General features: G+C 61.1%; 18 protein-coding genes. 7 read left to right on the plus strand and 11 right to left on the minus strand.

Translation table 11 applies throughout. The features are described from left to right. Positions 1 to 41: 41 nt before the first annotated feature. The gene (locus SERRSCBI_RS11640) at positions 42 to 266 is read right to left on the minus strand and encodes an MbtH family protein (protein ID WP_033643114.1); all 225 of its coding nucleotides are present in this window, start codon (positions 264 to 266) and stop codon (positions 42 to 44) included. A gap of 29 nt (positions 267 to 295) precedes the next feature. Further along, positions 296 to 1,603 (minus strand): enterochelin esterase, encoded by a 1,308-nt coding sequence (fes, locus tag SERRSCBI_RS11645; RefSeq protein WP_232230784.1) that lies wholly within the window; start codon positions 1,601 to 1,603, stop codon positions 296 to 298. 202 nt (positions 1,604 to 1,805) lie between these two features. Here fes and SERRSCBI_RS11650 point away from each other — a divergent pair, with 202 nt between their 5' ends. Beyond that, positions 1,806 to 3,995, plus strand: a complete 2,190-nt coding sequence (locus SERRSCBI_RS11650; RefSeq protein ID WP_042784526.1) for a TonB-dependent siderophore receptor — start codon at positions 1,806 to 1,808, stop codon at positions 3,993 to 3,995. 434 nt (positions 3,996 to 4,429) lie between these two features. Here the strand turns inward: SERRSCBI_RS11650 and SERRSCBI_RS11655 are convergent, their stop codons facing one another. Continuing rightward, on the minus strand, positions 4,430 to 5,050 hold the full coding sequence (locus tag SERRSCBI_RS11655) for a transcriptional regulator (protein ID WP_042784528.1): 621 nt from the start codon (positions 5,048 to 5,050) through the stop codon (positions 4,430 to 4,432). Positions 5,051 to 5,563: 513 nt separating this feature from the next. Between SERRSCBI_RS11655 and SERRSCBI_RS11660 the strand changes: the two genes are divergently transcribed. Beyond that, on the plus strand, positions 5,564 to 5,911 hold the full coding sequence (locus SERRSCBI_RS11660) for an antibiotic biosynthesis monooxygenase (RefSeq protein WP_042784531.1): 348 nt from the start codon (positions 5,564 to 5,566) through the stop codon (positions 5,909 to 5,911). 547 nt (positions 5,912 to 6,458) lie between these two features. After that, entirely contained in the window at positions 6,459 to 7,733 is a 1,275-nt protein-coding gene (locus SERRSCBI_RS11665) for a Glu/Leu/Phe/Val dehydrogenase (RefSeq protein WP_033643119.1), read from the plus strand. Between the two features lie 39 nt (positions 7,734 to 7,772). On the opposite strand, the gene SERRSCBI_RS11670 is transcribed toward SERRSCBI_RS11665, so the two are convergent. Beyond that, entirely contained in the window at positions 7,773 to 9,311 is a 1,539-nt protein-coding gene (locus tag SERRSCBI_RS11670) for a long-chain fatty acid--CoA ligase (protein ID WP_042784532.1), read from the minus strand. Positions 9,312 to 9,444: 133 nt separating this feature from the next. Between SERRSCBI_RS11670 and SERRSCBI_RS11675 the strand changes: the two genes are divergently transcribed. Then, a complete protein-coding gene (locus SERRSCBI_RS11675) occupies positions 9,445 to 10,014 on the plus strand; it encodes a DJ-1/PfpI family protein (protein ID WP_042784533.1) in 570 nt (189 codons plus the stop codon). Positions 10,015 to 10,021: 7 nt separating this feature from the next. Here the strand turns inward: SERRSCBI_RS11675 and SERRSCBI_RS11680 are convergent, their stop codons facing one another. The 6 genes from SERRSCBI_RS11680 to SERRSCBI_RS11705 all read right to left on the minus strand — a co-directional run bounded on the left by SERRSCBI_RS11680 (position 10,022) and on the right by SERRSCBI_RS11705 (position 18,363). Next, positions 10,022 to 10,375 (minus strand): DUF1493 family protein, encoded by a 354-nt coding sequence (locus SERRSCBI_RS11680; RefSeq protein ID WP_033643122.1) that lies wholly within the window; start codon positions 10,373 to 10,375, stop codon positions 10,022 to 10,024. Positions 10,376 to 10,532: 157 nt separating this feature from the next. Continuing rightward, positions 10,533 to 11,975 carry an efflux transporter outer membrane subunit gene (locus SERRSCBI_RS11685; RefSeq protein ID WP_042784534.1) on the minus strand — a complete coding sequence of 481 codons (1,443 nt, stop codon included), beginning with the start codon at positions 11,973 to 11,975 and terminating at the stop codon, positions 10,533 to 10,535. Between the two features lies 1 nt (position 11,976). Continuing rightward, entirely contained in the window at positions 11,977 to 15,108 is a 3,132-nt protein-coding gene (locus SERRSCBI_RS11690) for an efflux RND transporter permease subunit (protein WP_042784535.1), read from the minus strand. Between the two features lies 1 nt (position 15,109). Beyond that, entirely contained in the window at positions 15,110 to 16,252 is a 1,143-nt protein-coding gene (locus tag SERRSCBI_RS11695; protein WP_042784536.1) for an efflux RND transporter periplasmic adaptor subunit, read from the minus strand. A 214-nt stretch (positions 16,253 to 16,466) separates the two neighbouring features. Continuing rightward, positions 16,467 to 17,147 (minus strand): bifunctional 2-polyprenyl-6-hydroxyphenol methylase/3-demethylubiquinol 3-O-methyltransferase UbiG, encoded by a 681-nt coding sequence (locus SERRSCBI_RS11700; protein WP_033643126.1) that lies wholly within the window; start codon positions 17,145 to 17,147, stop codon positions 16,467 to 16,469. A gap of 76 nt (positions 17,148 to 17,223) precedes the next feature. Beyond that, positions 17,224 to 18,363 carry an agmatine/peptidylarginine deiminase gene (locus SERRSCBI_RS11705; RefSeq protein WP_042784537.1) on the minus strand — a complete coding sequence of 380 codons (1,140 nt, stop codon included), beginning with the start codon at positions 18,361 to 18,363 and terminating at the stop codon, positions 17,224 to 17,226. Positions 18,364 to 18,506: 143 nt separating this feature from the next. Between SERRSCBI_RS11705 and SERRSCBI_RS11710 the strand changes: the two genes are divergently transcribed. From SERRSCBI_RS11710 to SERRSCBI_RS11720, 3 genes are all read left to right on the plus strand, one after another. Beyond that, a complete protein-coding gene (locus SERRSCBI_RS11710; RefSeq protein WP_042784538.1) occupies positions 18,507 to 19,370 on the plus strand; it encodes a LysR substrate-binding domain-containing protein in 864 nt (287 codons plus the stop codon). A gap of 162 nt (positions 19,371 to 19,532) precedes the next feature. Continuing rightward, a complete protein-coding gene (gene ggt / locus SERRSCBI_RS11715) occupies positions 19,533 to 21,206 on the plus strand; it encodes a gamma-glutamyltransferase (RefSeq protein ID WP_042784540.1) in 1,674 nt (557 codons plus the stop codon). 203 nt (positions 21,207 to 21,409) lie between these two features. Next, positions 21,410 to 23,707, plus strand: a complete 2,298-nt coding sequence (locus SERRSCBI_RS11720; RefSeq protein WP_156965125.1) for an FdhF/YdeP family oxidoreductase — start codon at positions 21,410 to 21,412, stop codon at positions 23,705 to 23,707. Positions 23,708 to 23,755: 48 nt separating this feature from the next. Here the strand turns inward: SERRSCBI_RS11720 and SERRSCBI_RS11725 are convergent, their stop codons facing one another. Beyond that, positions 23,756 to 24,526, minus strand: a complete 771-nt coding sequence (locus tag SERRSCBI_RS11725; protein ID WP_033643131.1) for a DeoR/GlpR family DNA-binding transcription regulator — start codon at positions 24,524 to 24,526, stop codon at positions 23,756 to 23,758. Between the last annotated feature and the right edge of the window lie 32 nt (positions 24,527 to 24,558).

A 24,558-nucleotide genomic window follows, 5' to 3' on the forward strand; every position in this document is an offset into this window, starting at 1 on the left:
CTTTTCCTCAAACGGAATGTAGCGATGTGGCTGTGCGGCGATTAACGCGGCGCATCCGCCGCTTTCAACGACGCCGGCCGCATGTCCTGCCAGTGCGCTTCGATATAGTCGATACATTCACCGCGCGACGCCGGCCCCATCAACACGCGCCATCCCGGCGGCGTATCGGCAAACTGCGGCCACAGCGAGTACTGCTGTTGCGCGTTGACCAACACGGAGAAACGGAGACTTTCGTCATCGAACGGGTTTTGTTGTTCCTGAGTCATTTGCCTTACCTGTCTGTCAAAATGTGGGATTACTTCATTGCGGAAAGCAGCCGGCGCACGCCGTCCACCAGACCGCCGCGCCAGCAGAGCGCGTCATGTCCGCCGGAATACACGCGGTAGTCGGCACGGTGTCCGGCCGCCGTCAGCGCCTGGTGCATCTGGCGATTGACGAATTCGATGTCCGCCTCCCGATCGCCGGCTTGCTGAATCACGGTGAGCGTCGGCGCGGTCGCGCCGCGCTGCCGAACCTGGCGTATCAACCAGCCTTCCTCCAACTCGTGGCGTTTTTCAAACTGGGTAACGAATTGCACCGTGGGCCACCAGAAGGAGCCGGACTGGCTCAGCACATGGCCGAAGCGCTCGGGCCAGTGCAGGCCGGCGTATAACGCCGCCAGCCCGCCGTAGCTCTGGCCGGCGACCACGGTGCGCGCCCCCTCTTCGCTGAACGGTTCGCGCCGCTGCGCCTGCGGCAGCAGTTCGTCGATCACCGCCTGCCAAAAGGCGGCGTTGCAAGGCAGCTCGTTTTCCCGGTGTTCGCCATCGATCGCATCGATCAGCAGCCAGCACGCGGGCGGCAGATGCCCTTTTGCGGTCTCGTTCTCAATCACCGGCAGCAATGCGTGCCTTTCGATCCAGTTCTGGCCGTCGAGCAGCAGCACCAGCGGGCGGTTCGCGTTGTCCGCCGCCTCGCCGGCGGCATACAGCCACACGCGCCGCCGGGTGCCCAGCCGTTCGCTGTGCCAGTGAAAAAGCTGTAGCCGCGCTTCATCCAATGGCCGATCGGCGGCCTGCCAGGCGCTTTGGTCGTCCGCGTCCGGCCCCTGAGCCAGGGAAACGGCGCGCGGGCGATAAGCCGGCCCCAGCGAGGTGCGATTCAGCGGATCGGCGATCGCCAACGGGAACAGCGATACCCACCAGGCGCGCTGCTGGCGATCGCGCAACGTTTCGTCGTCGCTGAAGACGGGAGGAAGATCCCGCGCTGTAATCGGGATCAGGCTGTAACTGCCGCGCCAGCGGCGATCGACAACGGCCGCGCCGTACCAAACGTCGGTGCCGGGGAGCCTTTTCAGGCTGCTGGGGGTCGTGCTGTGATGGTCGGTAATGCCGTTGATATCGGCATAGACCCGGCATATCGGCGAGAGCCGCTCGTCGCCGGCAGGATCGCGCCATAGCCAGGTCATTCTGACGTGCTGTTCATCGTGCGCGTCGACGACAGGCGTGCCATGGGCGGCAACCTTCTGCCACCATGCGGGTTGCCCCGCCGCCGCCTCACGCAGCCAGTGCGCCGCCAATCCCTCATGGCCGTGTTCTGGCCTCTTTTCCGGCAAAAACTCCATAGCGCCCCTTACATAACGTGCGTGACTTTTACAAAACCTGACAATCGTATTGATACTCATTATCATTTTCAATACTATTTGTCGGATTTTTGCCGTCGTGCAAACGCGACGTCTCCGCGTCGACGAGGGAAAGCGTATTCATCGGCATTGCGGGGTTTATCAGGGTGGCATTACACACAAAAGTAGGCATGCAGGAGAGATAATGAATATTAGAAACAAAGGGATAGAAAACGATAGCGCAGAGGCGATGTCCGCCAACCGGCTGTTGCTGGGGGCGACGCTGGCGCTACTGCCCTTCGCGCAAAACGCTTTTGCCGCGGCGGACGAGACGATGGTGGTGACCGCCGACGCGCAGAGCAGTGTGACCGCGCCCGTCAAAGGGATCGTCGCCAAAGAGAGCGCCGCCGGCACCAAAACCGCCGCCCCGCTGAGCAAAACCCCGCAGTCCATCTCGGTGGTGACGCGCGAGCAAATGAACGACCAGGAACCGGCGTCGGTCGCCGACGCCTTGAACTACACCAGCGGGGTGATCACCACCTATCGCGGCAATTCCAACCGCAATGACGAAGTGATCAGCCGCGGCTTCCGCTACGCGCCCAAGCTGCTCGACGGCCTGCACTTTGGCCTCTCGAGCCAAAACGGCGGCGCCGGGCAGATCGATCCCTGGTTGCTGGAGCGCGTGGAAATGGTGCACGGCCCGGCCGGCGTGCTTTACGGCCAGGTCAGCCCCGGCGGCGTGGTGGTGATGACCAGCAAACGCCCTACTGCCCAGAGCATTCACGAAGTTAAATTCAGCACCGGTAACCGTCATCTGGCGGAAACGGCGTTCGACTTCGGCGGCAAACTCAACGACGACAACACCCTGTTCTATCGCCTGAACGGTATCGCCAGAACCGAACATGAGTTTGTCAAAGACAGCAAGCAGCAACGGGTGGCCATCGCCCCGGCCTTCACCTGGCTGCCGAACGAAGACACCAGTTTTACGCTGCTGACCAGCTACCAGAACGATCCGAAAGCCGGATCGCGCAACTTCCTGCCGCGCGCCGGCACGCTGTTCCCGACCAGCGCGGGCTATGTGCCCTATGACTTCAACATCAGCGAACCCAGCTTCAACAAGTCGCGGCGCGAGCAGGCGTCGATCGGCTACAGCCTCGAGCACAACTTCAGCGATGCGCTGTCGTTTACCCAGAACCTGCGTTTCACCCACCGTGATGAGGACTATAAATATCTGGTTTATAACGTAAACTCGAAGGTCAACGACCACACCGTCACCCGCATGGCGCAGCATGAAACGCAGATGACCAACGAGTTTGGCGTGGATAACCAGCTGAAGGGCCTGTTCGACACCGGCGAGGTGAAGCACACGGTGCTGGGCGGATTGGATTACCGCTACAGCCATATCGATTCGAAGATGTATCGCGATCGCGGCAACGATTACCCGATCGACTGGGCCAACCCGGTTCGCCCCAGCATCGATGGCAGCACGCTGGCGCTGGCTTCCAGCGACTTGAAGACGCTGAATCAGGTCGGGGTGTATCTGCAGGACCAGCTGGCGTGGAATAACTGGAATCTGTTGCTGTCCGGCCGTCAGGACTGGTCGCAGGTCAACACCCGCGATCGCACCAGCGGCGGCAAAGAGCAGACCTACAACGATGCCCAGTTCACCGGCCGTGCGGGCCTGCTCTACGCCTTCGACAACGGCATTTCGCCGTACGTCAGCTACAGCACCTCGTTCGATCCTAACCTGTACCCGAGCGCGCCGGGCGCCGACCCGCTCAAGCCGACCACCGGCAAACAAACCGAGGTGGGCGTGAAGTACCAGATCCCGGGCGGCAACACCCTGCTGACCCTTTCCTGGTTCGACATCACCCAACGCAATGTGGCGTCTTACAACCGTCTCACCTCCGCCTACGAGCAGATCGGTGAGGTGAAATCCAAAGGGATTGAGGCGGAAGTGCACGCTCAGCCGACGCCGGAGATCAAGCTGATCGCCGCCTACACCTACACCGACGTGGTGACCAAAGACTCCAACTCGGCGGACGAAATCGGCCACAGCCCGGCGGGCATTCCGCGCCACGCGGCGTCCGCCTGGGGCAGCTACAGCTTCCTGAGCGGTGCGCTCAACGGCCTGACCGTCGGCAGCGGCGTGCGTTACATCGGCGATGCGCCGGCCGACGCCACCGGCCAGTACGACGTGCCGCACTACACGCTGTACGACGCCATGGTGAAATATGATCTCGGCCAGGCCTCGCCGGCGCTGCGCGGTGCGGCGCTGCAGCTCAACGTGCAGAACCTGACGGACAAGAAATACGTTTCATCCTGCAGCGGCGAGTACGCCTGCTTCTACGGCAGCGGCCGCAGCGTCATCGCTTCAGTGAACTACCGCTGGTAACGAAAAGGGGCGGCCAGCGCCGTAATGCTTGTCAGTTAGCGTTTTTCTGAAGGTATTGGTGACGTATTTCGGTCGATAAATGTGAGATGCACCATGAAACTCATGCGCCTCGACCGAGCAAGACGGTGTTGTCAGGGGCAACCGGCCAGGGAAGGCCGGTTGAGGCGAGACTAACAGGGACGTTTGTCGCACCCCCCCCGCCCGACAATGCAGACGCGGCGAGGGTATCCGCATAGCGGACAGACGGTGTTAAGCGAAGGCGCGGGTGGAGGGGCCGCGCCTTCGGCCCCTCCAATTGCCGTTCATTGTGGTAACAGAGAAATTCGGGGTATTTACGGCAATTTTTCCTGCACGGCGCTGACAGAGACCGGATAAAAAATGCCAGTCAGGTTTACGGCCATCGCCGCCCCTTTCTTCCACCTTTCCCGCCGCGTTTACTCTTGCTTCAATTCCCGCAGATGCTTGTACACCGTAGCGCGCCCCATCGACAGCACGTTGGCGATATAGTCCGCCGCGCTTTTGGCCTTGAACGCCCCCTGATGATAGAGATCGCTGACCAGCCGCCGTTTCTGTTCGCGGCTCAGCGCGCCAAGCGCAGCGTTCTCGCGCCGCAGCCAGTCATGCAGGAAGGTATTGATCTTCTCTTGCCAGTCGTCTTTGAACAGCTGTTGCGGCTGCGGCTGCAATCGCGTGACCGACAGGAACATATCCAGCGCGTTGCGGGCGTCCTCGAACATCGCGGTGCTCAGGTTGATGCACAGCAGATAGCTGGGGTTACCCTGCTCGTCGCGCGCGGCGATGCTCACCGAGCGCATCTTTTTGCCGTCCCAGTTCAGCTTTTCGTAGGGGCCGGTCACGTTGGCGCCGCCATCAAACGTGAAATCTTCCAGCCCCGCGTCGTCGCCCGGTTTGCGCTTCGACAGGTTGTTCGCCAGGTAGGCTATCTTGTTGGCGGCCAAATCGTGGATCACCACTTCCGCATTCGGGAAAAACAGGGCCGCGATGCCGTCGGCGACCGACCGCAACAGTTCAAGTTGAGAAGAAGAATTCGCCACGCAGGGGTGTCTCCGTATAGCCCGGTTTGGTTTGTTGTTCAGCCGCTTAGCATACCGCAGTTGCCGCCGCTTGCCGAGCGGATGGCGTTGGTTCCCCCTCACTACCGGCTGCGCCGCAAGTGACCTTTTATCCCGACGGGGGGGGCATGATTGGCCATTGCCGGTCGCCGGCGAAATAACGCCCGCCCCTTCAAAGTGGAAAAGGAAATAGGTTAACCACGCCGTTCACATACCGTTTTTTTATTTAAAAACCGCCCCTTTGCCAATGACATTAATAACCGCACCATCGTTATTGAATTATTGCCTCAGGCCGTTGGTAAGTTGATTAGCAAACTCCCTTATGCAAGAAAAATCTCATACAAATCATCATGTTTTGCATAAAGCAAAGCGCCGATTCAGATTATTCCTAATTATTTATTTCAGACATCAGGAATAAATTTAACCTGCAGTACTGCAATAAGGATGCAGCTTAATTTGAGTTGTATAAGCAATTTAATTTAAAGGACTTTTATTATGAATTATGAATCCAAGGCGGTCTGTTCCGCCAACAGCTACATTATTGAAATTTCAAGTTTTAAACTGCCGGCCTCACTCAGCCCTGAAGCGTTTGCCGTATTGGACAAACGCGTTGAAGAGGAATTTATCTCGAACCAAAACGGGTTTATTTCGCGTGACTCGGGCATCAGCGTAGACAATGAGCCTCGCTGGGTGAACATTGTAAAATGGGAGACGCTGTTGGATGCGGATGAAAACATCTACCAATTTACGCAAGCTTCCGCGCCGGCGTCCGTCAAAGAATATCTGGCGAGTATCGGCGCTGAACCGGTGGAATTACAACGCTATCAGCATACCGGCGCCTAATGCGTATCGGATGACCACGCCACCGCGGCGCGGTCTTCTTTAAACGAAACGCTGATTCGCCAAACCAGAACGGGTGGCCGGCCGCTCGCGGTCACCCGTCCGTTTCAGGTGAACACGCTTTTCAGCCCACTCTTCTGCCGCAATACGGTAAAACAGCCCCGAATCATGCTTCTCGCTGCCCAGGCAAAACGCGGCGGCAGACGGCGTTTTAACAGGATTTTAACGCTGCCGAGGGGAAACGCCATTGTCAACATAGCAGTTAAATAAAATGAAACTTTTTGATCACATTCAAGCTTCTGAAAAATAGATATAAAGGGTTTTTATGCGTTTTATATGCATAAAGTATGCATGTGCCCGCTAACGCCCGGCCAAAAGTAATTAACTATTCATTTACCGCCCTGCAGGCGGCGAAAAACCGTCCGCTGGCCCGATGAGCGGGGGGCTAACAACCGGCATAATTAGTGGTAAATTTAGCGGCGCAAAGTGTTATGCGCTTGCTAATCCACGGTTAAACGAAATAAATACCTCTAAAATATAAAGGTTGGTTATGGAAAAGCTATCCTACGCTTCAGACAGCAGCACCACCGCTTGGGCTACATATCTGCAACAAATCGATCGCGTCGCCCCTTACCTCGGCGACCTCTCACGCTGGGTTGATACGCTGCGTCACCCTAAACGCGCTTTGATTGTCGATATCCCGCTGCAGATGGACGATGGCACCATCCGTCACTTCGAAGGCTTCCGCGTACAGCACAACCTGTCGCGCGGGCCGGGTAAAGGCGGTATCCGCTTCCACCCTGACGTCGATCTGAACGAAGTGATGGCCCTGTCCGCCTGGATGACCATCAAGTGCGCCGCGGTCAACCTGCCGTACGGCGGCGCCAAGGGCGGCATCCGCGTCGATCCGTTCAAACTGTCTGAAGGTGAACTGGAGCGACTGACCCGCCGCTACACCAGCGAAATCGGCTTCATCATCGGGCCACAGAAAGACATTCCTGCGCCGGACGTCGGCACCAACGCCAAAGTGATGGCCTGGATGATGGATACCTACTCCATGAACCACGGCACCACCATCACCGGCGTGGTAACCGGTAAGCCAATCCACCTCGGCGGCTCCCTGGGCCGTGAGAAAGCGACTGGCCGCGGCGTGTTCGTCACCGGCAGCGAAGTGGCCAAGCGTCTGGGCGTGCAGATCGAAGGCGCCAAAGTGGCGGTGCAAGGCTTCGGTAACGTGGGCAGCGAAGCGGCTCGCCTGTTCGTCGGCGTCGGCGCTCGCGTCGTCACCATCCAGGACCACTCTGCAACCCTGTTCAACGCCAACGGCATCGATCTGGCCGCGCTGACCGAATACCAGGCCAAGCACAAGCAGATCGCCGGTTTCCCAGGCGCCAGCGAGATCGAAAGCGAAGCGTTCTGGTCGGTTGACATGGACATCCTGATCCCTGCGGCGCTGGAAGGCCAGATCACCCGTCAGCGCGCCGAAATCCTCAGCGCCAAGCTGGTGCTGGAAGGGGCTAACGGCCCAACCTTCCCAGAAGCGGACGACATTCTGCGTTCCCGTAACATCACCGTGGTTCCGGACGTTATCTGTAACGCCGGCGGCGTAACGGTCAGTTACTTCGAGTGGGTGCAGGACATGGCGAGTTACTTCTGGAGCGAGTCCGAGATCAACGAGCGTATGGACAAGATCATGACCGACGCGATGGTCCACGTCTGGAACAAGGCCGCAGAGAAAGAGTGCAGCCTGCGCACCGCCGCTTATATCGTGGCTTGCGAGCGCATCCTGACCGCACGTAAAGAGCGCGGCATCTACCCAGGTTAATGCCCGTTTCCCGGCCTGCCCCGGCAGGCCGGATTTTCCTCAGCGCAAACAGCGTTTCAACACCTTACCGGTACTGGTCATCGGCAAGCGATCGACAAACTCGACGATACGCGGATACTTGAACGCCGCCAGCCTCTCCCGGCTCCAGGCGATCAGCGCCTCTTCCTCGATCGGCTCCTCCGTCTCTTTCAACACCACCACCGCTTTGATCTCTTCACCCAGCGAAGGATGCTCGACACCGATCACCGCCACCAACGACACCGCCGGATGGCGAATCAGCGCCTCTTCAATCTCGCGCGGATAGACGTTGAACCCGCCGCGAATGATCATGTCCTTGGCCCGATCGACGATGAAATAGAAGCCGTCGGCATCGCGGCGCGCCAGATCGCCGGTGCGGAACCAGCCGTTTTCCAGCACTTCCGCCGTCGCCTCGGGACGGTTCAGATAGCCTTTCATGATGTTGTAGCCGCGCACCGCGATCTCTCCCACCTGATCGACACCGTCGATCGGTTGTCCGGTGACGTCGAGCAAGCGAACCTCCACGCCCCAGATCGGTTGGCCGATGGAGCCGGGTTTGGTCACGCGGTGCGGATGGTTAAAGGTGGCGACCGGGCTGGTTTCCGACAGCCCATACCCTTCGAGAATGTTGACGCCGAAGCGGCGCGAGAAATCCTCCAGGATCTGCACCGGCAGGCTGGCCCCGCCGGACACCGCCATACGCAGCGTGCTGCGCAGGCGCTCGATATCCGTATGCTCATCCAGCGCATTCAACAACGCCCAATACATGGTCGGCACGCCGGCAAAAAAGGTAATGCCGTGCCGCTGCATCAGCGCGATGGCCTGCGCGGCGTCGAAGCGTTCGACCAGCACCAGGGTGGCGGCGGCGGAAAATCCGGCATTCATCTGCACCGTCGAACCAAACGTGTGGAACAGCGGCAACGTCACCAGATGGCGATCGGGATCCGTTTCCGAGCCGTCGAACAGCCGCACCGATCCCAGCGCGTTAAGCACCAGGTTGGCGTGGGTCAACTCCGCCCCTTTGGCCCGGCCGGTGGTGCCGCTGGTATACAGCACCACCGCCGTGTCGCTTTCGAGCGTCGCGGCCGAAGCGAACTCGGTGGCCTGTTCGGCTATCGCCGTGCTGAAACGTTCGCCTTCGAGCGGCAGCCGATCGCCGATGATAAACACCTCACGGCATTGCTCCGCCTTCGCCGCCGCCCGCAGCGCCTCTTCCCCCAACGGCAGGCCGCTGCTGCCTTCGAAGCAAAACAACGCCACCGCCGCCGAGTCCGCCAGGTAATAGTCGAACTCTGCGCTCTTAAGCAGAATATTGAGCGGCACCACCACCGCGCCGCTTTTGAGAATGCCGTAATAGATAGCCGGAAACTCCGGCCGATTGGGGCAGGCCAGCGCCACCCGTTCACCGGGCTGCACGCCGCGCGCGACCAGTAAACTCGCCACCCGGTTGGCCATTTCATTCAGCGCCCGATAGCTGAGCGGTATATCGTCCTGTATCACCGCCGGCCGTTCCGGCCAGGTGCGCGCACTTTCTTCAAGCAAGGTAGCCAGATTCAGCATCGGGGATCCTCCCTGGGTTGAGCGGCGAGAAAGCGCCGCAGTATCACGAGTATAGATAGGCGCTTTGCGGTTCGCATTCCCAGGGGCGCTGGGCTATACCTTAGGCATTCCCCCTCCTGCAGGAGTTGTGATCATGAGCAAGAAAAAAATCCTGATGCTGGTCGGCGACTACGCCGAAGATTACGAAACCATGGTGCCGTTTCAGGCATTGCAAATGCTTGGCCATTGGGTGGATGCCGTGTGCCCCGACAAAGCCGTCGGCGACTACATCCAGACCGCGATCCACGACTTTGACGGCGCGCAGACCTACAGCGAGAAACCCGGTCATCGTTTCACCCTGAACGCCGACTTTGCCGCCGCCAAAGAAGAACACTATGACGCGCTGTTGATCCCCGGCGGTCGGGCGCCCGAATACCTGCGCCTGAATCCCGACGTGATCGCGCTGGTGCAGGCGTTCGACGCCGCCAAAAAACCGATCGCTGCCGTTTGCCACGGCCCGCAGCTGCTGGCGGCGGCTGGGGTGTTGAAGGGCCGCACCTGCAGCGCCTACCCGGCTTGCGCCCCGGAGGTGCGGCTCGGCGGCGGCCACTATGCGGAGATCGGCATCGATCAGGCGCACGTCGACGGCAACCTGGTCACCGCCCCGGCCTGGCCGGCGCATCCGCAGTGGCTGGCGAAGTTCGCCGAGCTGCTGGAGCCGTAACCTGGCGCTAGCGCAATTGCTCGATAAGAAAATGGATGTCGTACAGCCAGCGTTTGGCGCGCGCCGAGCGCACCAGCATCGATACGCACAGCGGCCGGGTGTGTTCTTTACAGGCGGAGGGGGAAAACCAGCGCCCGGTATTGCTCGGCGGCTGGAAATACAGCTCGTGGTTGTAGTTGCTGCTGTCGACGCCGAAGGTATCGAAGTAGCGGCGCATCAGCGTGTTGGAGTCGCTGAACGACAGGTTGAGCGCGGTGTTAATCTCGGTTTCCGGGGTGATGACCGCCCCCTTCTTCTGCCGCCCTGGCGCGTTGAATGCGGCGATAAGCGCGATGACCTGTTGCTGAATATCTTCTGCCATGACGACCTCGAGCCGATATGAAGAAAAGGTGAATGCAATTATCTGTCTGACTCTGCCCGCCGCGGCGAGTTCGAGCCGCCGCGCGGGTTTTCCGTTTCTTTACACTTTCCATAAGTAAACCGCGCGCCGCCCAACTCGCGGCGCGCGCGGTCGACGGTTAGCGGCTGAGCGCCGCCTTATCGGCGATGACGCCGTCCCCCTGCCGCTCGGCGGCAACCCCGCCGCCCAACACTTTATACAGGGTCGCCTGATTATCGTACGCGGTCTGCTGTGCGGCGATCAGCGACTGCTGCGCCGTATACAGCGTGCGCTGCGCGTCCAGCAGCGTCAGGTAGCTGTCCACGCCCTGGCGGTAACGCAGTTCGGCCAGGCGATAATATTGCTGCGCCGCCGCCACATAGCCGGTTTGCGCCGCCAGCTGTTCCTGCAGCGTGGCTTTGCGCGCCAGCGCGTCGGCGGTTTCCTGAAATGCCGTCTGCACCGCTTTCTCATAGGTGGCGACATACAGGTCTTTCTGCGCCTGGGTGTAGTTGAGCTGAGCCGTGTTATAGCCGCCGCTGAAGATCGGCAGGCTGATGCTCGGGGCGAACGACCAGACGCCGGCGCCGTGGCTGAACAGCGCCGAGAGTTCACCGCTGCCCACGCCGCCGCTGGCGGTCAGGCTGATCGACGGGAAGAACGCCGCCCGCGCCGCGCCGATGTTGGCATTGGCGGATTTCAGATTATGCTCGGCCTGCAGCACGTCCGGCCGCGTCAGCAGCACCTGCGAAGACACCCCGGCCGGCAGATTGCGCATGATTTCGCCGAGCGCATCGATACCGCCGGGCAGCAGGTTTTCCGGCACGCTTTGCCCCACCGCCAAATCCAGCGCGTTTTTCGCCTGCGCGGCGAGGGTGGCGTAGCTGGCGGCGTCCGAACGCGCCTGCTGATAAACGGTTTCCGCCGACGCCACGTCGACCAGCGACGAAATGCCGTGCTGTTGATTGTTGCGCGTCACGTCCAGCGAACGTTTGGCGCTTTCCATCGTCTGCTGCGCCACCGCCAGATTGCTGCGCCCGGCCGCCACCGCCACCCAGTCGGTGACGATATCGGCGATCAGCGTCAGACGGGTGCTTTTCGCCGCTTCCGAGTTGGCCAGATAGGTTTCGAACGCCGCCCGCGACAGGCTGGCGTTCTTGCCGAACAGATCCAGCTCGAACGCGCTGACGCCGCCCTGCGCTTCGTAGCTCTGGTTGATGGCGGTGGCATTGCCGTTGCCGGTCAGCGAACGCCCGCGGCTGCCGTCGGCGGTGGCGTTGATCGTCGGGAACAGCGCCGAGCGCTGCTCACCGTACAGGGCGCGCGCCGAGGCGATATTGGCGATCGCCTCACGCAGATCGCGGCTGCTGTTCAGCCCCATCGCCACCACCTGCCGCAGCCTGGCGTCCTGCACATAGTCGCGCCAGGCGACGTCCGGGTAGCTCAACGCCTGCTTGCCGGCGGCCTCGCCCTGCGGCAGGTTGGCGGGCACCGGCGCCGCCGGGCGCTGGTAGTGCGGATCCAGCGACAGACACCCGCTCAGCAGCAGCGGTAAAGTTAACATCATGACTCGTTGCAACACGTTATTCTCCTGCCTGCGACGGCGAGTTGGTGGGCCGACGGGTAAACATGCGGCGCACCAACACATAAAACAGCGGTACGAAAAAGATCGCCAAGGCGGTGGCGGTGATCGTGCCGCCGATAATGCCGGTGCCGATGGCGATTCGGCTGTTGGCGCCGCTGGATACCGCCAGCGGCAGCACCCCGGCGGTGAACGCCAGCGAGGTCATCAGGATCGGCCGCAGGCGCATGCGCGCCGCGTGGACCGCCGCGCCAATCAGCGTTTCCCCCCGCTGGTGCATCTCCTCGGCGAACTCGACGATCAAAATGGCGTTCTTCGCCGACAGCCCGATGATGGTGAGCAGCGCCACCTGGAAGTAGATGTCGTTTTCCAGCCCGCGCAGCGTGATCGCCAGCAGTGAGCCCACCACACCCATCGGCACCACCAACATGACCGCGAATGGAATCGACCAGCTCTCATACAGCGCCGCCAGGCACAGGAACACCACGATGAGCGAAATGGCGTACAGCGACGACGCCTGGCCGCTGGTCAGCCGTTCCTGATAGGACAGCCCGCTCCAGGAATAGCTGCTGCCGGCGGAGTATTTCGCCGCCAGTTTCTCCATCTCGCTCATTGCCGTACCGGAACTGACACCGGCGGCGCCCTGCCCGGTGATCTCGAACGACGACAGCCCGTTATAACGCGACAGGTTCTCCGGGCCGTAGATCCAGTGCGAAGACGCAAAGGCGGAGAACGGCGTCATGCTGCTGGCGCCCGATGCATTGGTGCCGCGCACAAACCAGCGGTCGAGGTCTTCCGGCTTGGCGCGGTACTGCACGTCGCCCTGCATATAGACTTTTTTCACCCGGTTGCGGTCGATAAAGTCGTTGATGTAGGTGCTGCCGAACGCGCTGCTGAGGGTGCTGTTGACGTCCGCGGCGCTCAGGCCGAGTGCCTGCAGTTTGCCGTTGTCGATCGCCACCTGCAGCTGCGGGGTGTCCGGCAAGGTGTTGGCGCGCACTGCCAGCAATGCCGGATTGTTGCCGGCGGCGGCGACGATCTGGTCGCGCATCGCCTGCAGCTCGGCGCGGGTGGTCGCCCCCTTGGCCTGCAGCTCGAAGGTGAAGCCGTCGGACTGGCCGAAGCCGTCGATCGCCGGCGGGCTCATGGAGAACACCTGGGCGTCGCGCAGCGAGGCGAAGTGCGCCATGGCGCGTTTGGCGATGGCGTCGGCGGTGTTTTCGCTGCCGCGGCGTTGGCTCCAGTCTTTGAGGCTGACGAACGCCATGCCGGCGTTTTGCCCGCTGCCGCTGAAACCGAAGCCGTTGATGGTGAAAATGGTGCTGACGTTGGCCTTTTCCTGGTCGAGAAAATAGGCGGTCACCGCCTCGCTCACCGCCGAGGTGCGCGCGTTGGTGGCGCCGGCCGGCAAGGTGTACTGCACCATCACCGAGCCCTGATCCTCGTTGGGCAGGAAGCCGGTCGGCAAACGCAGATACATTACGGCGGCGGCGATCAACAGCAGGCCGTACAGCAGCAGATAGCGCGTTGGCCGGTGGATCACTGCGCCGACCTTGTCGGCGTACTTCGCCTGCAACCGGTCATAACCGCGGTTGAATTTGCCCAGCAGCCCGGTGTCAGTCTGCGCGTCGTGCGCGGGTTTCAGCAACGTGGCGCACAAGGCCGGCGCCAGCGTCAACGCCAGCACCACCGACAACACCATCGAGGAGACGACGGTGATCGAAAACTGGCGGTAGATCACCCCGGTGGAGCCGCCGAAGAACGCCATCGGCAGAAACACCGCCGACAGCACCAGCGCGATGCCGACCAGCGCGCCGGTGATTTCGCGCATCAATTTCTCCGTCGCCTCGCGCGGCGGCAGCTTATCCTCGCGCATCACCCGTTCGACGTTTTCCACCACCACGATGGCGTCATCCACCAATAGCCCGATCGCCAACACCATGCCGAACAGCGTCAGGGTATTGATCGAATAGCCGAACGCCGCCAGCACGCCGAAGGTGCCCAGCAACACCACCGGCACGGTAATGGTCGGGATCAGCGTGGTGCGCAGGTTTTGCAGAAACACGAACATCACTACCACCACTAACACCACCGCTTCAAACAGCGTTTTCACCACCTCTTCGATCGAGATGTTGATGAAGTCGGTGCTGTCTTTCGGGTAGGCCACCTTGTAGCCCTGCGGCATGGCGCTTTGGTATTCCGCCACCTTGGCCTTCACCAGCTTGGCGGTGCTCAGGGCGTTGGCGCCCGCCGCCAGCTTGACCGCGATCCCCGCCGCCGGGTGGCCGTTGAGGTGCGCGCTGGCGGAGTAGTCTTCGTTGCCCAGCTCAACCCGCGCCACGTCGCCCAGCCGCACCAGCGCCCCGCTGCTGTCGCTTTTCAGGATGATATTGCGGAACTGTTCCGGCGTTTGCAGCCGCGACTGAGCCTTCACCGTGGCGGTCAGCTGCTGGTCGGCGGCGGCCGGCAGATCGCCTATCTTGCCGGCGGACACCTGGGTGTTTTGCGCCTCGATCGCCGTCTGCACGTCGGAAGGCATCAGCGAAAAGCTCGCCAGTTTGGTCGGATCCAGCCAGATGCGCATCGCGTATTCCGAGCCGAACACCTGTACGTCCCCGACGCCCTCGATGCGCGACAGCGGATCCTGCAGGTTGCTGACCAGATAGTCGGAGATATCGGCCATCGTCGCCTTGTCGCTTTCGTCATACAGCCCGACGATCAGCAGAAAGCTGCTCTGGGATTTTTTGACCGTCACGCCCTGCGCGGTAACGGCGCTCGGCAGACGACTTTCCGCCTGCTGCACCTTGTTTTGCACCTGCACCTGAGCGATATCCGGATCGGTGCCCTGCTCAAAGGTGACGTTGATGCTGACCGAGCCGCTGGCGCTGCTGGTCGACGAGAAATACAGCAGGCCGTCCAGGCCGGTGAGCTGCTGCTCAATCACCTGGGTGACGCTGTTTTCCAGCGTTTCCGCGTCCGCGCCCGGGTAGGTGGCGGAGATGGCGATCTGCGGCGGTGAGACGTCCGGGTACTGCGAGACGGGCAATGAATTGATCGACATCAGACCGCACAGCATGATGATGATGGCGATCACCCAGGCGAATACCGGACGCCGGATAAAGAACTGCGCCATATCACTGCTCCCCGCGTTGGGTTTTGTCGACCGAGACGTCTACCGGCTTCACCGCGGCGCCGATCGTCACCTTGCTGGTGCCTTCGACGATCAGGCGATCGCCGTCGTTCAGCCCGCTGTCGATCAGCCAGTTGCTGCCCACCACCCGTTCGGCGCTGACGGTGCGTTGCGCCACTTTGTTTTGCGCGTTTACCACCAACGCGGTGGCTTCCCCTTTGGCGTTGCGGGTGATGCCCTGCTGCGGCGCCAGGATGGCTTTGGGATCGACGCCGTTATCCACCGTGGCGTGGACATACATGCCGGGCAACAGCTCATGTTCGGGGTTGGGGAACACCGCGCGCAGCGTGACCGAACCGGTGGCCTCATCCACCGCCACCTCGGTCAACTCCAGCTTGCCGGCGTGGGCATAAGGCGTGCCGTCCTCCAGCTTGATGGCGACCGGCGTGACCGCACCGCGCTGCAAAGCGGCCTGCTGACGGCGCAGTTTAAGCAACTGGGCGCTGGACTGGGTCAGATCGACATAGATCGGATCCAACGCGCGGATGGTGGCCAACGCATCAGTCTGGCCGGCGGTGACCAGCGCGCCCGGCGTCACCGACGAGATGCCGATGCGGCCGGCGATCGGCGCCCGCACCTGGGTATAGGCGAGGTTGATGCGCGCCGTTTCCAGCGCCGCCTGATACTGCGCCACCGACGCCACGGCCTGCAGATACGCGGCTTTGGCGTCGTCTGCGTCCTGTTTGGAAACGCCGTTCTCTTTCACCAGCGCCGCATAGCGCTGCGATTTGAGCCGGGTGGATTGCACCGTGGCCTGAGCGTTTTTCAGCTGGGCGGCGGCCTGATCGTAGCTGGCCTGATAGCTGGCGGGGTCAATTTGATACAAGACCTGCCCGGCTTTCACCTCGGCCCCTTCGGTAAACAGCCGCTGCTTGATGATGCCGTCGACCTGCGGCCGCACGTCGGAGGTCATGGTGGCGTTAACCCGGCCGGTCAACTCGCTGCTCAGGGTTACAGACTGGCCGCGCAACGTGACGACGCCGACCTCCCGTTCACCGCCTGCGCCCGTCGGCGCGCCGGCGTTTTGCCCATCGCAGGCGGCCAGCGACAGCGAAAGCCCCAGCGCCAAAAGCGTTTTCCTCTGCATTGCAATACGATCCTATTGAGAATGACTATTCTCAATATATCGAATGCCGGAATGCGCTTCTGAAAGGGTTGCGTAAGGATTGCGTAAAATCTTTTCGAAGCGGAAAACGGTGGCGCAATCTCGTTCAGCATGGTTTCAGCACATTGCCGCAGCGGTTTTTAGCCAATGCAATAAAGCGTTCCACTTCAGCCGGGGGCGGCGCCGCGTGGGATTTTTAGGGTTTAACCAGCCTAAACACCGTTTTGGTGTGCCAATAGTAGTCGATCGCTGCCGAAACAGTCGGCATCCAGCCGTCCGGCTCATAGGGCACGAAGCCGGAAAAACCCAGCCTGCGGGCAGAGACCTGGAACCCCGCGGCGGAGAAAATACGCGCATAATCGTCCAGAGAACGATCCTGCACCACGGTATGCGTCTGTTCAGCCACCCTTTCGCGCCATTGCGGCCACAGCGGGTTGTCGGTGTGGCAACCGGTCACCGCATAATAAACGCCGCCCGGCTTCAGCACCCGCAGCATATCGGCGGCATGCTGCGCGATATCTTCAATCAGGTAGATGACTTCATGACTGAAGGCGATATCGAAGTGGTTCTCATAACCCGTCAACCGTGTGTCGGTCTGATAAACGATCGGCAGGTTTCCTTTCAGGCGGTTGGCTTGTTCGACGGATTGGCGGGCGATATCAACGCCGATCCCCTCACTAAATGGCCGAATTTGATGCAACAGGCGCAAAAAACCGCCCTGATTGCAGCCGAAGTCCAGCACCCTGACGCCGGACAGTTCGCGTTCCGGCACCAGGCTCAGCAGATGCCGCCAGATGGGCGCATGGCCTTCGGCCATGGCCTGTTCTGCGTGCGGATCGCGATACCAGGTGGGAATGCTCAAGGATGAGTCGTTCATTATGGCCTCCTTATGTTTCCACTCAGCCAACCACAGCCTATGGCGACAAACAACCGCACGCGCATTTTTTGAACATTCACGGGTCTGGTTTGCCAGGCGCCGGCAGTTGGCTGGTCACGCAGTGAATGCCGCCGCCGCCGGCGGCGATCGCGTCGATCTCCAGCTGCACCACCTTGCGCTGCGGATAGAGCGCCGACAGCAGTTCAAACGCCGCCTTGTCCGCCTGCTGGTCGCCAAACTCCGGGGCGATCACCGCGCCGTTGATAACGAAATAGTTGATGTAGCCCGCCGCGAAATCAGGATTGCGGCGGCTGAAACGGCTGTCGCGCGGTGCCTGCGGCGGCGAGAGCGTATGCACCTGCAGCGTGCGGCCGTCGGCGTCGGTCGCCGTCTTGAGGATCGCCAGATGCGTCTGGGTGACCGCATGATCGTAAGAGGCCGGGTCGGTGTCCAGATTGGCCACCACCACGCCCGGCCGCACGAAACGGGCGTAAAAATCGACGTGGGCATCGGTGATGTCTCGGCCTTTAATGCCCGGCAGCCAGATAATTTTACGCAGGCCGAGCATCGCCTTCAGCTCCTGCTCAACCCGATCCCTGCTCCAGCCAGGGTTGCGGTTCGCATTCACCCAACTGCTCTCGGTCATGATGCCGGTGCCGCGCCCATCCACCTCAATGCCGCCGCCTTCGCCTACCAGTGCGCTGCGGCGCGGTTGAGGGACGCCGTATCGCCTGGCGGCAAACCCTGCCAGACGCGCATCCCTGGCATGCTGCTGCTTATCGCCCCAGCCGTTGAAGTTGAAAGCCACTGCGCCCAGTTCGCCGGCATCATTGACGACGAAATTGGCGCCGATGTCGCGCATCCAGATATCATCCAGCTCGGTGACGACATAGCTAACGTTGTGACTGCCGCAGGTGGCCTCGGCCAATTGCCGTTCACGCTCGCGGCAAAAAACCGTCAACGGCTGAAATTCGGCGATGGCGTGGGCGATACGCCCCTGCGCCGCCCGCACGTCCGCCATGAGGTCGCCCCAAATCGCGCGCTGCGCGCCGAACGCGATAAACGCCCGTTGCTGCGGTTCCCCTTCATCCGGCAAGCGCCAGGCCGGATTAAGCGCAGCTTTTGCGTGACCGCGTAACGAAATACCCAATGATACCGTCAAGCCGACGCCGGCCACCGCCGAAAGCTGCTTGATAAAGGTGCGGCGCGTTGACATAAATGCCCTCTTTTAATTAATTTAAATTCAACTGGTTAACCGGTTTTTTCGCTCTCCGGGAATTGAATCTCATGCTAGTCTTCCCCTGCCGCTGCGACAAACGATATATTTAGTGGATATCTGATTAGACAGGCTTATTGATAATGTTAAAACACTGGCCCCCGTTAAGCGCATTGCGCGGATTTGAAGCGGCGGCGCGTCTGGGCAGTTTTCATCAGGCCGCCGAAGAGCTGCACCTTACCCAGTCGGCGATCAGCCAGCAGATCCGCAGCCTCGAGGCGTTTCTGGAACAGCCGCTGTTTTTCCGCACCGGCCGCAGCGTGACGCTGACCGATGCCGGCCACGATCTGTTCAGCACCGCGCAGGTGATGCTGCAACAATTGGCCGTCGGCATTCGTCGTCTGGACCAATACCGCAAACCCAATCAGTTGATCGTCAACACGACGCCGGCCTTTGCCCGCCACTGGCTGACGCCGCGGCTGGGCGAGTTCAACCAGCGGCATCCGCAGATAGATCTGTGGCTCTTCACCAGCTTCGAGCCACCGGATATGGCGACGGACAGCATCGACTTGGCGATCCGCGACGATCTCAGCGCGCAGGCGGACTGCACCTTTAAGGTTCTCTGCACCGACCGGCTTTATCCCGCCTGCCACCCCAGCCTATTGGCGCTGGCGGCGGAGCAGCGCGTCACGCTGCACGGCGAACGCGAAATGGACTGGAGCCACTGGACGGTGGCGGGCGGCGCGCACGTCGGCCAGCGCGACAGCGGGCTGAATTTCTCCGATCCCGGCCTGCTGCTGGATGCCGCCTGCCAGGGGCTGGGCATCGCGTTGGTCAGTCAGCTGTTGGCGCAGCAAGCGCATGACGCCGGGTTGCTGCATCCGTTAACCGAGCAACGCGTGCACGGCGCCAACTGGGCGTGGCTGCTGCATCGCGACAGCGAACACAATCCGCTCGCCCGGCACTTCTGCCAATGGCTGCAATCGACGCTGCCGGCCGACGCATAACGCGCCACATCACGATTTGCTACTCTGGTCAGGCGGCCCCGCCTGACCGCTGCTACTTTCAATAAAGCGCCGCAACAGCCCGAATAAAACGCGCTAACCCGCTGTTTCAAAAATAATTAGTTGAATTCACCTGATAACTGAACATCGCTAAAAGGATCTTCTATGTCTGCCGGTTTATTGAAAACGATAGCTCTGAGCGTGACCCTGGCCTGCACCGTTCCCGCCGCCTTTGCCGCCGATCTGACCGCCGGCGCGGTCGCCGCTCCGGATCAGTATGGCGCAAAAGTCGCCGCGCACATTCTGCAGGCCGGCGGCAACGCGGTTGATGCGGCGGTCGCCACCGCCTTTACCCTGGCGGTCACCTACCCTGAAGCCGGCAATATCGGTGGCGGCGGCTTTATGACGCTGTACGTCGACGGCAAACCCTATTTCCTCGACTACCGCGAAGTGGCGCCCAAGGCCGCCGGCAAAACTATGTATCTGAACGAGAAAGGCGAAGTGATCGAGAATCTCAGCCTGGTGGGCAGTCGCGCCGCCGGCGTGCCGGGCACCGTGCTGGGGCTGTGGGAAGCCCATAAACGCTTCGGCAAGCTGCCGTGGGCCGAGCTGCTGACGCCGGCGATCGGCTACGCCCGGCAAGGTTTCACCGTGGCGGGTCAGCAGTATCAGTACCGCGAAGACGCCAACAAGCTGTTTGCCGGTAAAACCAACTTCGGCGACTATTTCGGCGCCATGAAGCCCGGCACGGTGTTCAAACAGCCGGAGCTGGCCGCCACCCTTGAGCGCATCGCCAAATCGGGCGCCGACGATTTTTATCACGGCGAAACCGCCCGCCTGCTGGTGGCGCAAATGCAGCGCGACAACGGGCTGATCGGCGCGGCGGATTTGGCCGACTATCGGGTGAAATGGCGTGAACCGATGCGCATCAGCTGGCGCGGCAACACCGTGTATACCGCCCCGCTGCCCAGCTCCGGCGGCATCGCGCTGGCGCAGCTGCTGGGGATAAAAGAAGATCGCGCCGCCGACTTCAAGGGCGTGCCGCTGAACTCGGCGCGCTATATCCACCTGCTGGCGGAAATCGAAAAACGCGTGTTCGCCGATCGCGCCGACTACCTCGGCGACCCGGATTTCACTAACGTGCCGGAAGCGCAGCTGATCGCCCCCGACTACCTGCAAAAACGCGCCGCCGAGATCAACCCGACGGCGATCTCGCCGACCGAGCAGGTGCGGCCGGGGCTGGAAAGCCACCAAACCACCCACTTCTCGATCGTCGATGCGGCCGGCAACGCGGTCAGCAACACCTATACGCTTAACTGGGACTTCGGCAGCGGCGTGGTGGTCAAAGGCGCCGGTTTCCTGCTCAACGACGAGATGGACGACTTCAGCGCCAAACCCGGCGTCGCCAACGCCTTTGGCGTGGTGGGCAGCGACGCCAACGCCATCGAGCCGGGCAAACGCATGCTCTCCTCGATGAGCCCGACCATCATCACCCGCGACGGCGACGTCACCCTGGTGATCGGCACGCCGGGCGGATCGCGCATCTTCACCTCGATCTTTCAGGTGATCAACAATCTCTACGATTACCATCTGCCGCTGGCGCAGGCGGTGGCCGCCCAGCGCGTGCATCACCAACTGTTGCCGAAGGACACCGTTTATTACGACAGCTTCGCGCCGCTGACCGGCAAACCGGCGGACGAGCTGAAAGCCATGGGCTACACCCTCGAAGACCAGGGCTGGAACATGGGGGATATTCAGGCTATCCGCATCGATGGCCGCACGCCGGAAACCGCGTCCGATCCGCGCGGCCGCGGCGTGGGGCTGGTGGTGAAAAAGTAACCCTCCGGCGGCCCGCCTCCGATTAGACGGGCCGCCGCTCTCCCCGCACAGATGGCCGCTGTCTCCTTTTTCACTCATCTATACTGAATCGACAGGCCTGCGTTCAACGACGGCGGCGCCTGCGGTCCGTCTTGGACGATAAGGATAATATTCATAGTAAATCAATCACCTGCATTTATCGTAAGCGGTATCGGAGGCAATCAATAATGGCGAAAAGACGAGCAGTGCCCGGGGTTCATCCCTACGATGGGCCCGCCGGCGGTTGGGGCGCGCTGAAAGCGACGGCCATCGCCGTGCGTACACAGATGGATACCCTGGAGGCGCCGGTAACGCTGATGCGCACCAATCAGCCCGACGGGTTTGATTGCCCGGGATGCGCATGGCCGGATAAAGAACATCGATCCACCTTCCAGTTTTGCGAAAACGGCGCCAAAGCCGTGACCTGGGAAGCGACCAGCAAACGCGTGACGGCCGAATTCCTGGCGCAAAATACCGTGACCTCACTGCTGCGGAAAACCGACTATGAACTGGAGGATTATGGTCGCCTGACCACGCCCCTGTTCTATGACGCCGGGACCGACACGCTGCGCCCGCTGGCCTGGGATGAGGCGTTTCAACGCATTGCCGCCGTTTTGCAGACGCTGCCGCCGGAGGAGGTGGAGTTTTATACCTCCGGCCGGGCGTCCAATGAGGCGGCCTATCTGTTCCAGCTGTTTGCGCGGGAATTTGGCAGCAATAACTTCCCCGACTGTTCCAATATGTGCCATGAGCCGACCAGCGTTGGCCTGCCCCAGTCGATCGGCATCGGCAAAGGCACCGTGTCGCTGGACGACTTTGACAGCGCGGAGCTGATTATCTCCATCGGGCACAATCCGGGCACCAATCACCCGCGCATGATGGGCACGCTGCATGAGCTGGCGCGCAAAAAAGTGCCGATTATCGTGTTCAATCCGCTGCGCGAGCGGGCGCTCGAGCGTTTCACCGATCCGCAAAACGTCATCGAAATGGCGACCTACAGTTCGACCCCTATCGCCTCCACCTACTATCAGGTCAAAGCCGGCGGCGACGCCGCAGCGCTCAAAGGCATCGCCAAAGCGCTGCTGCAGTTGGATGACGAACATGGCAATGCGCTGGACCACGCCTTTATTGCCGAGCACACGGAAGGTTTTGCGGATTTCGCCGCCGATCTGAAGACCACCGGTTGGGATGCGATTGAGGCGGAGAGCGGCCTGGCGCGCCGGGATCTGGAACAGGTCGCCGCCGCTTACGCGAAATCCAACGCCACCATCGTGACCTACGGCATGGGCATTACGCAGCACAATAAAGGCACCGCCAACGTGCGCCTGATTGCCGATCTGCTGTTGCTGCGCGGCAACATCGGCAAACCGGGCGCCGGCATCTGCCCGCTGCGCGGCCACTCCAACGTGCAGGGCAACCGCACCGTCGGCATCACCGAAAAACCCTCGGCCGATTTTTTGGCGAAGCTGGAAACGGTGTTTGGCTTCACGCCGCCCAAAGCCCACGGTCACGATGCCGTGAAATGCATGCAGGCGATGATCGACGGCGCCTCGAAGGCGTTGATCTGCCTGGGCGGCAACTTCGCCGTGGCGCTGCCGGACCCCGAGCAGAGTTTCCCGGCGATGAAAGCGCTGGAATTAAGCGTGCATATCGGCACCAAACTCAACCGCAGCCATTTGTTGGTGGCGAAAGAAACCCTCATTCTGCCCTGCCTGGGACGTACCGAACTGGACATGCAGGCCAGCGGGCGACAATCGGTGACGGTGGAGGATTCGATGTCGATGGTTCACGCCTCGTCCGGCAAATTAAAACCGGCGTCGGAGCTGTTGCGTTCGGAACCCGCCATTGTGGCCGGCATGGCCAAAGCGGTGATGCCCGCCAGCAAGGTGCCCTGGGATGAACTGATCGAAGATTACGACGTGATCCGCGATTTGATCGAAAAAACCATCCCCGGCTTCGACGATTACAACGCGCGCATTCGTCAACCCGGCGGTTTCCGCATGCCGCTGCCGCCGACCGAGCGCCAGTGGCCTACGGCGACGGGCAAGGCGATGTTTTCCGTATTCAGCGGGCTGCATGAGGACGAGACAACAGCAGACAAAGACACGCTGCGGCTGATCACGCTGCGCAGCCACGATCAGTACAACACCACCATCTATGCTCTGGACGATCGCTACCGCGGGGTCTTCGGCCGGCGCGACGTGCTGTTCATGAATGACAGCGATCTGCAACGTTTGGGGCTGGAACATGGCGACGTGGTCGATCTGGAAACGGCGCTGCCCGGCAGCACCCAGCGCCTGGAAGGCATCACGGTGATCGCCTACAACATCTCAGCCGGTTCGGTCGGCGCCTACTACCCGGAGGCCAACGTGCTGGTGCCGCTGCATTACATCGATGAGGAGAGCGGCACGCCTTCGTATAAATCGGTGCCGATCCGCGTGAAGTTGAGATCCAAAGAGGTGCGCGCGGTCGATATCGCCTGACGGAAGCGGTTTGAGCCTTTCTCCGCATGGAGAAAGGCTTCTCCCCCTTTAGACCTGCGCCACCAACACATTGACGTTGGCGGGGAAAACCAAGCCCTCTAATGCATTACCGCTGTCGGAGGTCACCAGATAATCGACCTCGGGCCATTTGGCCACCAGCGTCATCGCATGTCCGCGCAGCTTATTTTCGTCGGCCAGCACGATGCACTTGCGGCTCTGGGCAATCATTTTGCGCGCGATGGCCGCTTCATTGACGTTCTGATCCATCACGCCGGTCTGCAGATTGACCGCGCCCGCGCCGATGATGGCGTAGTCGGCGAAAAACGCCTCGATATTATTCAATGCGATCGCGCCCAGGCACGCCATTTTGGAGTCGATGAACTGCCCGCCGATCAGCACCACGTCAATGGAGTCATTTTCCAGACAGACGTTGGCGATAAGCGGCGAGTTGGTGATGACCGTCAGTTGATCGATCGTCGCCAACTGACGGGCAAACTCCAGCGTGGTGGAGCCGAAATCCACGAACACCGTATCGCCCGGTTGGAGCAGCGTCGCCGCTTTCTCCGCGATGGCGCGCTTCTCGGCCTCGGCGATTTTGGCACGCTCGTTGAATTCATGCTCGAATTTAAACTGGCTGCTCACTGCGCCGCCGTGGATCTTCTTGATCAGCCGATAGTCTTCCAGCTTGTTCAGGTCGCGCCGAATGGTTTCCTGCGAAACCTGGAATTTATCCGCCAGCTCATTCACGTAAACCCGGCCGTTGGCCTGGATCAGCGCCAGTATTTCATTGCGCCTTTCCACGGAATTAGAGATATCCATTCACATTACACTCGCTGCCTTTAGTAAGAGTG

The sequence above is a fragment of the Serratia sp. SCBI genome, from assembly GCF_000747565.1.
GTDB classification, from domain to species: domain Bacteria; phylum Pseudomonadota; class Gammaproteobacteria; order Enterobacterales; family Enterobacteriaceae; genus Serratia; species Serratia ureilytica.